Consider the following 13729-nt stretch of genomic DNA (forward strand, 5'->3'; position numbering starts at 1 on the left):
ATTAGATTGACGTACGACCGGGGGTTAAGGAACGACTGTGCCAAGGACGTGGGCCGATGATGATGTCAAGGATGCAAAAGGATGCGATCGCCCAGGATGATGCATTCAAAACTTGTTTGAGCTTTTGTCTGGGCTTTTATCTGGGCTTTTATTCGGGCTACTGACTACGCTACCAATTGAGCGACTGACTAAGCTACCGATGATTTGCTCAGGGATTCGCCAACAATGGGATGCGCATCATAGGCTATATGAGAACACATCCTTAGCCTTTTTTTGGCGGCTCCCGACTGTCTAATTTTCCCATCTATCTATTTCCATTCAATCTCAGCAAAGACTTTGGAGAGGTTTCATGCCCTGGAAATCTGCCCCCTACGAATCAGTTCGGAAAGCCATGAATCCCGGCGATATTGTTGCGTTTTCGAGCAATGTGGGATTTTCATCGCTGATTAAGATGGCCACGCGATCGAACATCACCCACATTGGCATTGTTTTTCAAACCAAACTCTTTATCTATGGAGAGGCCCAAGAGGGATTCTTTAATCAGGTGATGGAGTCCACCGTGGCCAGCGGGACGAGGGCCGGAGTAATTGCCAATCGGTTGAGCGATCGGGTGAAGTTTTATCCAGGAGATATGTGGTGGTTGCCCCTCAGACAGGACGTGCGCGATCGCATGGATTTGCGAGCTTTTTATAATTTTCTGCTCCATCATGAGCACCGTTCCTATGACATTGCCCAGGCAATTCGCTCCGCCTTTGATTTGCCCAGCAATTTACCGATTCCTGGGAAATTAACCCGTAATGCGGAAGATTTTTCACGGTTCTTCTGTTCAGAATTGGCGGCGGCGGCCCTGGAGGCCAGCGGGGCGATCGGGTCGATTAATGCTTCGGAAGTGACCCCGATCGACCTTTGTATGTTCTCAATCTACGAAGATGATTATTATCAGTTGAAGGGGCAAAGGAAGCTGATCAGTGGCTATAACACCCTGAATCCTAATGGTTGGGGACAGGAGTAAGGTAATTTACGCTCGTAATTTACTCGCGTCTCCCTGTTCGACTGGCTGTACCTGAGTTGGCGCGAGCGTATTACTCGATCGCGCAATACTTAGGCAGCCGAATCGCTGCTTGATCGCCCGTTGAACAGTTCCAACACCTCGCGGCAGTAATGCTTAATGCGATCGGCCGGTTCGGCGCGGGGTTGGCTGTCGCCCTCAAACTGCCAGGCCTCGATCGTGGAGAAGCGCCACTGTTGCCCCCGATGGTCGTAGCCCGCCACTTCCACACCGATCGCCCGTTGGGTGTCTTCCACCGGATCCGCAAAAAAGCGCACTTGCACCAGCAAACTGCGGCAGGCACAGGCGCGGCTGTAGCCCGGGAAGTGAAACCCAATGTCGATCGAGTCTGGATCAACGGTGGCGCGGGTTTCTGCATCATTGAGCCAAGGTTTCAGATCCACGCGCACATCGGGAAAAGCGATGCGAAACAAATTCACCGCAGCCGCGATTTGGCTGGCTAGGGCGATCGAGTGGGCACGTTCGGCGGCGTTCACGCAACTCCTCCGGGCGAAACGGGCGATCGGCCTGCGGGCCAGGGCCGGCGGCGGGGCAATGGCGCTAAACCCCGACTCAGGGCCATGAAACCCGCATGGATTAACGTCGTTTCATCATAATGTACGAATCCCAACTGCAAAGGAATGGTTGCTACCAATGCCGAGTCCTCGCCGTGCTGCTGACGATCGCCCCGATCGCCGTGTGGTCTATTCGGAATTTGGCGACGCGGTGAATCCAGACGCGATCGCCCGGGCGGTTCCTGACCTGCCGCCCAATCAACAAAACCTGAAAGTGCAACTGTCCCGCAAAGGCCGCGGCGGCAAAACCGTCACGGTCATCAGCGGTTTTCAGCACAAGCCCGAGACGCTACAAGCCCTGCTGAAAACCCTGAAAAACCGCTGTGGAACCGGCGGCACAGTCAAGGACAACAATTTGGAAATTCAAGGAGATTATGCCGATCGGCTGGTGGCGTTGCTGGTGGAGCAGGGCTATAAAGCCAAGCGCAGCGGTGGATAAATTGGCTTGAATTGATTGCTTGAATCAATCGGCTTGAATCAATCAACTTGGATTAATCAACTTGGATTAATTGACCGAAGTAAATCAATCGGCTTGAATTAATCGGCTTGAATTACTTGGCTGGAATCATACGCCCTTCCCCTTCGCCCCTCGCCTTTGCCATGTTGTCCGCTGATTCGTTGCCCAATTCCTTCGGCTTGCTATTCGATTTGGATGGCACTTTAACTGAAACCAATCCCTTGCATTACCGAGCTTGGGAACTGGTTTTGGCGGAAGTGGGCTATGACCTCACGCCCACGATTTATGAACAGGTCATCAGTGGCCGCACCAATGCCCAAATTGTGGTGGATTTGTTGCCCAGCTATTCCGTGGCGGAGGGAGCGGCCCTGAGCGATCGCAAGGAAGCGCTGTTTCGGCAGTTGGCCCCTGACCTGGAACCGGTGCTGGGGTTGCCTTTGCTGCTGAAAGCCCTGGAGTCTTGCCATCTGCCGATGGCTGTGGTGACCAATGCGCCCAAAGACAATGCGATCCACATGCTGACGGCCTTGGGGCTGCGGGAACGGTTCGCAACGGTGGTGCTGGCGGAGGAAGCGCCCCCCGGCAAACCGGATCCCGCGCCCTACCGGTTGGGGTTGGAACGGTTGAACCTGCCGGCCAGTGGGGCGATCGCCTTTGAGGACTCACCCCCCGGAGTGCGATCGGCGGTGGCGGCGGGGATTTTCACCGTGGGCCTGAGCACCACCCACGCACCCGAGGAACTGACCCAAGCCGGGGCCTCGTTGGTGATTGAAAACTTTACCGATCAACGGCTTTGGCAACTGTTGCGATCGCACTTGGGAGATGAGGCGATCCCGCTTTCGGCTGCATTCACCGTTTAACCCCAATCTCCCTTACCGTTGCGCAACCCTCAGCCCTATGGATCCTCAGCCGATCACTGAATCGGGAAGCCATCGCCCGATCGATTTCCCCAACGGTTTGCCCCAACTGGATTTGTTAGTGCGGGCCTTGGCCTTTGCCGCTGCCAAGCATCGACACCAACGGCGCAAGGATCGAGCGCGATCGCCCTATATCAATCACCCGATCGCCCTGCTGCGGGTGCTGGTGCATGAGGCCCAAATTACGGATCCTCAAGTGTTAGCGGCGGCCCTGCTCCACGACACGATCGAGGACACAGACACCACCGCTGCCGAATTGGTCGCCCACTTTGGCCCCGAAATTGCCGCCCTGGTGCAAGAGGTGACGGACGATAAGCGATTGCCCAAGGCCGAGCGCAAGCAGTTGCAAATTGACCATGCGCCCACCTTGAGCGATCGAGCCAAGTTGGTGAAATTGGCGGACAAAATTTGCAATTTGCGGGATGTGGATCAGTCGCCCCCGGAGCGCTGGTCGATCGCCCGCCGCCAGGCCTATTTCGACTGGGCTGAACAGGTGGTGACTGCCTTGGGGCCAATGCCGCCGGCCCTGATGGAACCGTTCCGCGCCATTTTGCAAACCGGCCGCACCCATTTGGCCGCCCCAGCGGCCGATCGCCCCTTGCGGCTTTATTGGGCTGGGCCGCTGTTTTCCTTGGGAGAACGCTGGCTGAACCAAACCCTGGCCGAGGAACTGCAAACCTTGGGCTATCCCGTCTTTTTGCCCCAGGCGGCATGTGCGGGCCTCAGTGATCCGCAGGCAATTTTTGAACGCTGTCGATCGGGGCTGGATCAGGCAAACGCCGTGATTGCCGTGTTGGACGGGGCCGATGCGGACTCGGGAACCTGTTGGGAATGTGGCTATGCGTTTGCGCGTCAGTTACCGATCGTGGCGCTGCGCACGGATTTTCGCGGCTCCGGTGATGCGGGCGGCTTCAACGCCATGCTGCTGGGAACGGCCCGATCGGTCATTGCGCTCACGGATCCGGCCGCCGACTTGCCCACGGTGCGATCGCGCTTGGTGGCGGCGGTTGAAGCCTTAGTGCCGCTGAATTAAGGGCTGATCTGGCTGATCTGATCGATCAAGGCCGTGACGCGATCGCGAATTTCATCGCGCACCCGCCGAAACACCTCGATCGGCTGGCCATCGGGATCGTCCAGTTGCCAATCCTCAAACCGTTCCCGCAGCACCCAGGCTTCCGGCAAATTCACCCCACAGCCACAGAGGGAAATCACGCCGTCGAAGTCTTCGGGGGCAAATTCGGCCAGGGCGTTGGAGGTTTGGTCGCTGATCTCGATTCCCGCTTCCGCCATCACCGCGATCGCCGTGGGATGCACCCGGCTGGCTTCCAGGCCGGAACTCACCACCCGAATTTTGCCCGCTCCCAGGGTTTTCGCCCAGCCTTCCGCCATCTGCGATCGGCAAGAATTGCGCCGACAAACAAACATCACCGATTTCATAAAGTCCTCCTGTAGGGGCGCAACGCTTGCGCCCTTGGCTTGCGCCCTTGGCTTGCGCCCTTGGCTTGCGCCCTTGGCTTGCGCCCTTGGCTTGCACCCTTGGCTTGCGCCCTTGGCCTGGGCAGAAATCTAAAAGCCGACGCAACGCGGATCGAGCAACGTGGCCTTTTCGGGCGATCGGGGGAACCAGTGGGCCGTGCGCCGACAGCATTCCACCAGCAACAACATCACCGGCACTTCGATCAACACGCCCACCACCGTCGCCAGGGCCGCCCCCGAGTTCAAACCAAACAACATCACCGCCGTGGCGATCGCCACTTCAAAATGATTGCTCGCACCGATTAAAGCCGCCGGGGCCGCATCTTCGTAGACTAATTTCAGGGGTTTCGCTAAGGCATAGGTAATCCCAAAAATCGCCAGCGTTTGAATCAGTAACGGCACGGCAATTAGGAAAATATGCAGCGGATTATTCACGATTAGCTCTCCCTTAAAGGCAAAGAGCAAAATCAGGGTTAATAGCAACGCTGAAGTGGCGATCGGGCTGAGGTAGTGCAAAAATTTTTGCTCAAACCAATCGGCTCCCTTGTATTTGAAAATCCAGTGGCGCGTGTAGATACCTGCGGCCAAGGGTAAGCCCACATAGATCAACACGGACAGGGCGATCGTGGCCCAAGGAACCGCCAAATCATTGGCCGCCAACAGCCACCGTCCCAAAGGCGCATAGAGCAGCAGCATGGTCAAAGAATTCACCGCCACCATCACCAAGGTGTGGCCCTGATTGCCATAGCAGAGATAGCCCCACATCAACACCATGGCCGTGCAGGGCGCAATGCCTAACAAAATTGCCCCGGCAATGTAGGAATCTGCGAGAGCAATTGATTCCCCGCGCAATAGCTCGGAACCTTGGATCAGTGGGCGGAACCAATGGCCTAAAAATAGCTGGGCGATCGCGATCATCGTGAAGGGCTTAATCCCCCAATTCACCACCAGGGTCAGCAACACCGGCTTGGGCGATCGCATGGCCCGTTTGGCTTGGGTGAAATCGATTTTCACCATGATCGGATACATCATGAAAAACAGGCAGACCGCGATCGGGATTGACACCTGATGCACCGTCCAGGCATCCAGGGCGATCGCCACATGGGGAAACAGCCGCCCCAACAGAATGCCGACCCCGATGCAGACCAGCACCCAAACGGTCAGATAGCGTTCAAAAAAACTGAGTTGGCCGCCCACCTTCGGGGCCTTGGCACTGGGATTGATGGTCATAACACCTCGCGATCGGGCAATGCGCACCGATTTCCCCCGATCGCCTCCATTGTGCCAGGAATAGTTCAAAAAAAATTGATGAATTCAAAAAAAGTTGATTTGAAAATCTCCAGCTACCCAACTGAAGGGGCAAGGGGTTTAAACCCCTTGTCTGTGGGCACGGCCGGTCTGTGGGCGCGGCGAATCGCTAGGAACAGCAGGCGCGATCGCCCCCGGTAACCCAGCCCGCCAAACTCGCCAAATATTGCTCTAAACGCTCAAATCCCATCGAATTCAGCCGGTAATAGTTCCAGCGGCCGTCTTGGCGCACTTCAATCAAGCCTGCTTCCCGGAGCACCTTCAGGTGAAACGACAGCTTCGATTGACTAACCCCCAGTAGCTCGCAAAGATCGCACACGCACAACTCACCCTGACGCAAATGTTCGATCGCCCCCAACCGAATCGGATCGCCCAGGGCATGGAACCCCGCCAGCAGGGTTGCTCGTTCCACCGTGTCCACCCGTTCGATCGATTTCAGTGCCATTTTGAGGTTCCTTGGCCGCGCTCTTGCCCAGCCTAACGCCCCTTGGCCCAGGTTGCTCAAGAGTCCGAGGCGATCGGCAGCAAGTCCGCCAGGGGCCAAACACAATCGGGAAAGGCGATCGGGGCGATCACTTGGGTGCGATCGAGCTGCATAACCAACCCATAGCCCGCCGAATTGGGATTGCGAAACACCCAGAGCCGATCGCCCGGCAAATCTAGCACCCAATAGTCCGCCAAACCCGCTTGGGCATAGGCGCGGGCTTTTGTTTGGGTGTCGTAGGCGAGGGTGCTGTCCGCCACTTCAATCAGCCAATGGATTTCCGCTGGGGTGGGGTGATGGTCGGCATAGTCGAGGGGATGGGGCCGAACGATCGCCAGGTCGGGTTCGGGTTGGGATTGGTCATTCAGGGCGATCGGGTCTTGCAGCCGAATCAGCACCGTTTCGCCCAATTGCCGACCCAGCAGCCGCGCCAAACGACTGACAGCAGCGGCATGGCGGGTTCCCTTAGCAGCCATTTGAATCAGTTGACCATTCAGCAATTCAATATGTTCTTCGGGGCCAAAACAACCCTGATCAATCAGGCATTGATAGTCACGCACTTGCAGTGGTCGCAGGGTCAAGGGTTCAGCAAAGATCGGCGGCATAGGACAGGGCGATCGATCGGCTCAATCGGATTGTAGCCAAGGCTTAGGGGCGATCGGGGACGATCAGTTCTGATCTCCGCGCCTCATCACGGCCCGGATGCCCAACAGTGCTCAGGTCATACTCCAAATTTTATTTCGTGCTTAAATAGTTAGTACACGAAATAAATCACGCTTGCGGTTTTCCCATGAACGCCACCGCTCGATCGCCCCGTTCCGCTGCGCCTTGGCAGGAAATTTTGGCCCCCCATGGCTTGGGCTATCGGATTCGGCTGCTGTCGCAACTGATGGGACGGCGGTTTCAGGAGCTGCTGGAGCCGCACGGTCTCACGCCGTTTCACTGGGTCGTGCTCTGTTGCCTGTGGGAACAGGACGGACTCGCCACCTGCGCGATCGGCGATCGGCTGCGGCAGGTGGGCGGCACAATGACCGGCGCACTCGATCGCATGGAAGAGCGCGGCCTGATTCGCCGAGAGCGCGACTGCCACGATCGGCGCGTGTGGCGAATTTGGCTGACGGATCTGGGTTGGCAATTGTGGGAAATTTTGCCGCCGATCGCCATGCAGTTGCGTGAGGAAACCCTCCAGGGATTTTCGGATCAGGATCGTCAACTCATGTCCCGTTTGGTCGATCAGGCGATCGCCAATTTGATTCCACCCCCCTAAAGCCCTGGGTCTGAGCGCGCGCCATCCCGTGAGTTGGCGCGATCGGCTCACCACCACCCTCAAACCAGCCTTCAAGCGCCCCAATAGTACGCATACGAAATAAAAATACCCGTAATAGTTGGTCATCTCGCCCTTGAGCATTGGCCCCCGTTACGCCCAAACCCTTAGTCAGAGGTCAGGATTCGTGAAACCCCAGTTGATCAGCAAAGTCGATCGCAACGGCACTAAGCCGCCCGCCACGGCCACCGCACTGGCCCCAGATCCAGAACCGATCGCCCCACCCGAGAGCACTGAGCCGATCGAACCAGCAAGCACCACACCCCCGATCGCACCGCCCACCGCCGCCAAGCGTCGCCCGTACAAACTGGCGATCGCCTTGGTGCTGGTGGCGGCTGGAGCGATCGCCGGGGGCCGCTGGGCTTGGCAGTTTTGGCAATACGCCTCCACCCACGAGGAAACGGACAACGCCCAGGTGGCGGGCCATCTATATCAAGTGGCGAGCCGCGTGCCGGGCACAGTCACGGCCGTGGCGATCGAGGAAAACCAGCATGTGACGGCGGGGTCGGTGTTAGTGCGCCTCGACCCGACGGACTACCAAGTGAAGGTGCAGCAATCCCAGGCGGCCTTGGTGGCGGCGCAACAGGATGCCCGCGCGGCCCAATCCTCGATCGCCCTGGCCGGAGCCAACACCGCTGCCCAACTGACCACGGCCAGCGGCGATTTGAACGATGCCACCGCTGCGATCGCCAATGCTGAAGCGGCCTTGAACGAAGCCACCGCAGGCGTACCCGTGGCGCGGGCGAATTTGGCTCAAGCTCAGGCGGCCTTGACCAAAGCCAAGGCAGACTACGATCGCTACAATGCGCTCTACCAAGACGGGGCGATCGCTGCCCAGCAACGGGATGCCGCCAAGGCCGCCTACGATGTGGCCCTGGCCCAAACCGCCGCCGCCCGCCAACAGGTGCAACAGGCGATCGCCCGAGTGGCCCAGGCCCGCCAAGGGGTCGATCGGGCCAAGGCCACCCGCCAATCGCGCCAGGGCGATCTGCAACAGGCCCGCGCCACCGGCAACCAAACCCAGGTGAACCGCGATCGCTATGCCGCCGCCACGGCCCAAATTGCCCGCCAGGCCGCCGACCTACGCGCCGCCCAGTTGCAGTTGTCCTACACCACGATCGCCGCCCCCGTCAGCGGCCGGATTGGCCGCAAATCTGTGGAGGTGGGCGCACAGGTGCAAGCGGGTCAACCGCTGATGGCGATCGTCGGTGATCAGCTTTGGATCGAAGCCAACTTCAAGGAAACCCAAGTGCAGCGGATGCATCCCGGGGAAGCGGTCGAAATTCGGCTCGATGCCTTTCCCGATCGCCCGTTCCGCGGCCATGTGGAAAGCCTCGCCCCCGCCTCCGGTGCGCAATTTGCCCTGTTGCCGCCGGACAACGCCACGGGCAACTTCACCAAAGTGGTGCAGCGGATTCCCGTGCGGATTGCGATCGACCCCGACAGTTTGCGCGGCTACGAAGCCCAAGTCACGCCGGGGATGTCCGCCAATGTCAGCGTGGCGGTGCGCTAGGAGCCAGGCCCCATGAGCGCTACATCTCATCCCGCGATCGCCCCGACCTATCCCACCGGCTGGCTGAAATGGGCGATCGCCGCCACCGCTTCCCTGGGCGCAATCCTGGAAGTGATTGACACCAGCATCGTCAACGTCGCCCTCACCGATATCCAATCCAGCGTCGGAGCCACCCTCAGCGAAATCGGCTGGATCGTCACGGGCTACGCGATCGCCAACGTGATCGTGATTCCCCTGACGGCTTGGCTGGGTGAAACCTTCGGCCAAAAGCGCTATTTTGTCCTTTCCCTGGCCGGCTTCACGATCGCCTCCATCCTCTGTGGCCTAGCCGGTAGTTTGCCCGAGCTGGTGGCCGCCCGCATCTTGCAAGGGTTGCTGGGCGGCGGCTTGCTGGCCAAGGCCCAATCGATTTTGTTCCAGAGCTTTCCGCCCGCCGAGCAGGGTTTGGCCCAAGCGGTTTTCGGAGTCGGCGTGATTACGGGGCCGGCGATCGGGCCGACCCTGGGCGGCTACCTGACCGATAACCTCGGGTGGCGCTGGATCTTTTTCATCAATATTCCCTTTGGGATCGCGGCGGTGGCGATGGCCCTGCTGTTTTTGCCCGCCGATCGCCCGCGCGATCGCTCCGGCCCACGTCGATCGGTTGATTGGTGGGGTATTGGCCTGCTAACGATCGCCGTGGGCAGCCTTCAAACCTTCCTGGAAGAGGGCGAGCAGGACAACTGGTTTGAGTCGCCAACGATCATCGCCCTGGCGATCGCTGCGATCGTGGGGTTGGTGCTGTTTATTTGGCGGGAGCTGACCGTGCGCCACCCGGCTGTGGATTTGCGCGTGTTGCGCCATCGATCGCTCGCGGCGGGCAGCATCTATTCCGCCGTGGTGGGCATGGGTCTCTATGGAACCTTGTTCGCCGTGCCGATTTTTGCCCAGAGCGTGTTGCACTACACCGCCCAGCAAACGGGTCTGTTGCTGTTGCCGGGGGCGCTGGCCTCCGCCGCCACGATGCTCATGCTGGGAAAAGTGAGCAGCTTGATCGATCCCCGCTGGGCGATCGCGGCGGGCAGCGTCATGACCAGCCTCGTGATGTTTTCCCTGGCAACCCTCAACCCCGACTCCAGCAGCGATTCACTGTTTTATCCGCTGATTTTCCGGGGTGTGGGCACGGTGATGATGTTTTTGCCCCTGAGCTTGGCTACCCTCGGCTCGTTGCCCCCGACTGATATTCCCGCCGGGTCGGGGTTTTATAACCTGACGCGGCAACTGGGCGGCAGCATTGGCATCGCGATTTTGACGACGCTGCTCGATCGCCGCAATGCCTTCCACCGCAGCGTCTTGAGCGAGCACCTGAGTGTTTATAGCCCGGAAACCCAAGCGCGCCTCGATGCCCTGACCAGCGCGTTCCAAAGTCGTGGCGTTGATCCGACGACGGCTCACCAACAGGCGATCGCCTCCCTGGATGGTCTCCTGAGTTTGCAATCGTCGATCCTGTCGTTTAGTGACACGTTTTGGGTGGTGGGGATGGCGTTTTTGGCTTCGTTGCCGCTGTTGTTGTTGCTGGGCAAGGGTCGCAAGGGGCAAGCACCGAGCGGAGGGCACTAGGGGCGATCGGCTTGGCTACAATCAAACCAAGGAATTCCCAGTCAGACCATGCCGCTTGACCCTGAGACCAACGAAGCGTTCATCGATGCCCTCTATGTGGCGTTTGATCCCTTGAAGCCGCTGCCGCCGAGCGATCCGCGCTATGTCAACTGTGATGAGGTGCGCGGTGGGTCTGATGTGCTGAAATTGGCCAAGCCGATCAAGCGGTTGTCATCGGAGCGGGTGACTTGTCAGCTCTATACGGGGCATCGGGGGGCAGGGAAATCCACCGAGCTATTGCGCCTCGAAGAAGACCTGAAAAAAAAGGGCTTTACGGTTGTCTATTTGACCGCAGATCAAGATGATATTGATCCCCAGGATGCGGAATACATTGATATTTTGCTGGCTTGTACGCGCCGTTTAATTGAAGCATTTCGCGATTCTGACAAGGCAAAACCTGTATTGGATTGGTTGCGTGAGCGCTGGGAAGATCTTAAGGACTTAGCTCAGACTCCAATCAGTTTTGAAGGCTTGTCTATTGAGCAGCAGTTCAGTGCCTTCAGCAAGCTGACAGCTAACCTCAAGGCCGAGCCATCGTTGCGATTCAAAATTCGCAATCGAATTAATCCCCACTCAGTGACGCTCGTTGAAGCACTGAACAAATATATTGAGCGCATCCAAGAAGCCTTAGCCGGTGGCGATCGCCGGTTGGTGTTGATTGTGGATAACTTGGATCGAATTGTGCCCAAGATTCAAGAAGATGGGCGATCGAACCATGAAGATATCTTTATTGATCGGGGCGAGCAACTAACCAAACTGGCTTGTCATACGGTCTACACGGTTCCGATTTCGCTAGTTTGTTCACAACACTGTAATCGGCTGGACGATATTTATCAAACCTGTGAAATATTGCCGATGATTGCAGCCAAAAACCAGGAAGGTGATTGGGATGAACCTGGCTTGAAAACGTTGGCAACAGTCATCCAAAAACGGGTTGCTGTAACGGCGGACGAAGTTGCTCAAGAATTGGGAAAAACGTTGCCACCACTCAGCTTGGAAGGGGATATTTTTGACCGTAAGGAAACCTTGGTGCAACTGTGTTATTACAGCGGTGGTCATACCAGAACCTTAATGCGGTTGATGCAACGATCGCTTGATGAGGTTGATCGCTTGCCGCTGAGTCCCAAGGCTGTGCAAGTGGCGATGACGGCGGAGCGCGAAACCCTGCGCCGAACGGTGAATGCGGATCAGTGGACAATTTTGGCGGAGGTTGATCGCACCAAGAATATTGAAAACAACCCAACCTATCGCACGCTGGTGTTTTCTCGGTGCATTTTGGAGTTTCGGGATGAGCGGGGGCAAGCTTGGTATGACGTGCATCCGTTGATCCGCGGCTTGACAGAATTTAAGCAAGCGACTGAGCAAGCTAAAGAATCCGCTGAGGTGGCGTAATGGGTGTGCGTCGGTGGCTCAAGGATCGATTGCGGCGAGGATGGCGACGATTATTTGCGTCGTCTCCGACTGTGGTGGCTCCGACGGCTACAGCGCCACCGCCTGAAGTAGCGCCCACCAACGAGGAATCACCCTCAGCTCCAGAAACTGATTGGGATTTGAGTGTTCCTATCGATCCGGGGCAACAGTTTCAGGCTTTGATGCGCGGGTTGCGGCGACGAAAAGGCTTTGGGCTATTTTTTGTGCGCTGTGCTGGGGTTGTAGCTGATGAGCTACATGGCCAGATTCAGGGATCGCTACCTGATAAGCAAATTGGTTTGCTGGAACTGGCAGGCGAGGAGCCTGACCTGTTGGCGCGGGTGTTGGCCATCTCCAATTTGTCGGAGTTGGATGTGGTTGTGGTGCGAGGGATTGAAAAATCTCTGAGTGGTCATCTCAAACCGGGCTATGGCGGCGAGGGAGCTTACTACAGTTTAGAAACCGTGCCCCCTATTTTGGGTTCACTGAACTTGCAGCGGGAGCGATTTCGGGAGCGTCTGCCCTGTGCTTTGGTGTTTGCGGTTGAGCCTTGGGCGTTGAAGTTTTTTATTCGCCGAGCTGCTGATTTTTTTGACTGGCACTCGGGGGTTTATGAGCTGACTGATGATCAACAAACACTCGATACCAGAGCGCAGCAACTTTCCATTGAAGGAGACTACAACAAGTTTTTGAGTTGGTCCTCTGAACAGCAAATTGAATACATGACTCGACTGGAAAACCTGCTAGAAGAACCGAGTTTGGCTCAATCGCGCCGTATTAACTTGCTCTTTAAGCTGGGTAATTTGTCCTTAGCAGCTAATTATCTTGATATTGCGGTTGGAGCCTATGACCAGGCAGTGGAAATTGAACCGAGCTTCTATGAAGCTTGGAATAATCGGGGGATTGCACTCCTGAAGCTTGAACGCTATGAAGCGGCGATCGGTAGCTACAATCGGGCGGTCAAAATCAAACCCGACTACCACGATGCTTGGAATAATCGTGGCAATGCCTTAGGTCGGCTCGAACGTTATGAAGAGGCGATTGCAAGCTATCAAGAAGCACTAACGATCAAGCCTGATTTTTATGAGGCTTGGAATAATATGGGTTGGGCATTGGGCAACCTGGGGCGATATGAAGCGGCGGTCGCTAGTTATGATCGAGCGCTGGCGATCAAACCCGACTATCAAGAAGCTCAAAATAGCCGTCGCTGGGCGCTGGGAAATTTGGGCAAGCCTGATGCAATTCCTGGTAGCTATGAATCGGCACTACCATTTAACCCTGACTCATCCCAATCCAATCAACCCACGGAAACGAGGGAAGCCTTACCGCCTGGGAACCTAAGCCGAGCCATCAGCAACCTTGGGCAACAAACTCCAACACTTGACCTCTATGATCGGACGATTTCCCTTGGTCTTGATGATTACGAGACTTGGTTTAATCGAGGCGGTGTGCTGTACAGGCTCGGGCGGCATGAAGAGGCGATCGCCAGCTACGACAGAGCCATCCAATTCAAACCTGACTACCACGAAGCCTGGTACGGCCGAGGCAATGAGCTGGATAATCTCGGGCGGTATGAAGA

The 13729-nt window shown here is 57.1% G+C and carries 14 protein-coding genes and 1 pseudogene; 10 read left to right on the forward strand and 5 right to left on the reverse strand.

Annotated features, from left to right (window positions below; genetic code table 11):
- Positions 1-349: 349 nt before the first annotated feature.
- Positions 350-1012 carry a hypothetical protein gene (locus AMR42_RS18280; protein ID WP_099535121.1) on the forward strand — a complete coding sequence of 221 codons (663 nt, stop codon included), beginning with the start codon at positions 350-352 and terminating at the stop codon, positions 1010-1012.
- An 89-nt stretch (positions 1013-1101) separates the two neighbouring features.
- On the opposite strand, the gene AMR42_RS18285 is transcribed toward AMR42_RS18280, so the two are convergent.
- Positions 1102-1545 carry a hypothetical protein gene (locus tag AMR42_RS18285; protein WP_099535123.1) on the reverse strand — a complete coding sequence of 148 codons (444 nt, stop codon included), beginning with the start codon at positions 1543-1545 and terminating at the stop codon, positions 1102-1104.
- Positions 1546-1702: 157 nt separating this feature from the next.
- Between AMR42_RS18285 and AMR42_RS18290 the strand changes: the two genes are divergently transcribed.
- The 4 genes and pseudogenes from AMR42_RS18290 to AMR42_RS21690 all read left to right on the forward strand — a co-directional run bounded on the left by AMR42_RS18290 (position 1703) and on the right by AMR42_RS21690 (position 4030).
- Positions 1703-2062 (forward strand): translation initiation factor, encoded by a 360-nt coding sequence (locus tag AMR42_RS18290; protein WP_099535125.1) that lies wholly within the window; start codon positions 1703-1705, stop codon positions 2060-2062.
- Between the two features lie 161 nt (positions 2063-2223).
- The gene (locus AMR42_RS18295; protein ID WP_099535127.1) at positions 2224-2940 is read left to right on the forward strand and encodes an HAD family phosphatase; all 717 of its coding nucleotides are present in this window, start codon (positions 2224-2226) and stop codon (positions 2938-2940) included.
- A 106-nt stretch (positions 2941-3046) separates the two neighbouring features.
- A pseudogene (locus AMR42_RS21685) lies at positions 3047-3496 on the forward strand (HD domain-containing protein); the annotation flags it as partial.
- A 30-nt stretch (positions 3497-3526) separates the two neighbouring features.
- Positions 3527-4030 (forward strand): nucleoside 2-deoxyribosyltransferase, encoded by a 504-nt coding sequence (locus AMR42_RS21690; protein ID WP_368670754.1) that lies wholly within the window; start codon positions 3527-3529, stop codon positions 4028-4030.
- Here the strand turns inward: AMR42_RS21690 and arsC are convergent.
- From arsC to AMR42_RS18320, 4 genes are all read right to left on the reverse strand, one after another.
- Positions 4027-4434, reverse strand: coding sequence for an arsenate reductase, glutathione/glutaredoxin type (arsC, locus tag AMR42_RS18305; RefSeq protein WP_099535131.1), 408 nt, complete (start codon positions 4432-4434; stop codon positions 4027-4029). The two genes, AMR42_RS21690 and arsC, sit on opposite strands and share 4 nt — an antisense overlap.
- 129 nt (positions 4435-4563) lie before the next feature.
- Complete coding sequence (gene arsB, locus AMR42_RS18310; RefSeq protein WP_099535145.1) at positions 4564-5703, reverse strand: ACR3 family arsenite efflux transporter; 1140 nt, start codon at positions 5701-5703, stop codon at positions 4564-4566.
- Between the two features lie 187 nt (positions 5704-5890).
- Positions 5891-6226, reverse strand: a complete 336-nt coding sequence (locus tag AMR42_RS18315) for a helix-turn-helix transcriptional regulator (RefSeq protein WP_099535133.1) — start codon at positions 6224-6226, stop codon at positions 5891-5893.
- A 56-nt stretch (positions 6227-6282) separates the two neighbouring features.
- A complete protein-coding gene (locus AMR42_RS18320; protein WP_099535135.1) occupies positions 6283-6870 on the reverse strand; it encodes a Uma2 family endonuclease in 588 nt (195 codons plus the stop codon).
- 185 nt (positions 6871-7055) lie between these two features.
- Between AMR42_RS18320 and AMR42_RS18325 the strand changes: the two genes are divergently transcribed.
- From AMR42_RS18325 to AMR42_RS18345, 5 genes are all read left to right on the forward strand, one after another.
- Positions 7056-7532 carry a MarR family winged helix-turn-helix transcriptional regulator gene (locus AMR42_RS18325; RefSeq protein ID WP_099535137.1) on the forward strand — a complete coding sequence of 159 codons (477 nt, stop codon included), beginning with the start codon at positions 7056-7058 and terminating at the stop codon, positions 7530-7532.
- Positions 7533-7716: 184 nt separating this feature from the next.
- Positions 7717-9102 (forward strand): HlyD family secretion protein, encoded by a 1386-nt coding sequence (locus tag AMR42_RS18330; RefSeq protein WP_099535139.1) that lies wholly within the window; start codon positions 7717-7719, stop codon positions 9100-9102.
- Between the two features lie 12 nt (positions 9103-9114).
- Complete coding sequence (locus tag AMR42_RS18335; RefSeq protein ID WP_099535141.1) at positions 9115-10701, forward strand: DHA2 family efflux MFS transporter permease subunit; 1587 nt, start codon at positions 9115-9117, stop codon at positions 10699-10701.
- Between the two features lie 48 nt (positions 10702-10749).
- The gene (locus tag AMR42_RS18340; protein ID WP_099535143.1) at positions 10750-12132 is read left to right on the forward strand and encodes an ATP-binding protein; all 1383 of its coding nucleotides are present in this window, start codon (positions 10750-10752) and stop codon (positions 12130-12132) included.
- On the forward strand, positions 12132-13729 hold a 1598-nt coding region (locus AMR42_RS18345), incomplete at its 3' end, for a tetratricopeptide repeat protein (RefSeq protein ID WP_143473177.1). The genes AMR42_RS18340 and AMR42_RS18345, both read left to right, overlap by 1 nt.

This window comes from Limnothrix sp. PR1529, from assembly GCF_002742025.1.
Taxonomy (GTDB): Bacteria; Cyanobacteriota; Cyanobacteriia; order CACIAM-69d; family CACIAM-69d; genus CACIAM-69d.

Excerpts from the sequence above, each read along its gene's own strand:
- AMR42_RS18295 (WP_099535127.1), top strand. The coding sequence starts at position 2,224 with ATGTTGTCCGCTGATTCGTTGCCCAATTCCTTCGGCTTGCTATTCGAT.
- AMR42_RS18280 (WP_099535121.1), top strand. The coding sequence starts at position 350 with ATGCCCTGGAAATCTGCCCCCTACGAATCAGTTCGGAAAGCCATGAAT.
- arsC (WP_099535131.1), bottom strand. The coding sequence starts at position 4,434 with ATGAAATCGGTGATGTTTGTTTGTCGGCGCAATTCTTGCCGATCGCAG.
- AMR42_RS18335 (WP_099535141.1), top strand. The coding sequence starts at position 9,115 with ATGAGCGCTACATCTCATCCCGCGATCGCCCCGACCTATCCCACCGGC.
- arsB (WP_099535145.1), bottom strand. The coding sequence starts at position 5,703 with ATGACCATCAATCCCAGTGCCAAGGCCCCGAAGGTGGGCGGCCAACTC.
- AMR42_RS18320 (WP_099535135.1), bottom strand. The coding sequence starts at position 6,870 with ATGCCGCCGATCTTTGCTGAACCCTTGACCCTGCGACCACTGCAAGTG.
- AMR42_RS18325 (WP_099535137.1), top strand. The coding sequence starts at position 7,056 with ATGAACGCCACCGCTCGATCGCCCCGTTCCGCTGCGCCTTGGCAGGAA.
- AMR42_RS18315 (WP_099535133.1), bottom strand. The coding sequence starts at position 6,226 with ATGGCACTGAAATCGATCGAACGGGTGGACACGGTGGAACGAGCAACC.
- AMR42_RS18290 (WP_099535125.1), top strand. The coding sequence starts at position 1,703 with ATGCCGAGTCCTCGCCGTGCTGCTGACGATCGCCCCGATCGCCGTGTG.
- AMR42_RS21690 (WP_368670754.1), top strand. The coding sequence starts at position 3,527 with ATGGAACCGTTCCGCGCCATTTTGCAAACCGGCCGCACCCATTTGGCC.
- AMR42_RS18340 (WP_099535143.1), top strand. The coding sequence starts at position 10,750 with ATGCCGCTTGACCCTGAGACCAACGAAGCGTTCATCGATGCCCTCTAT.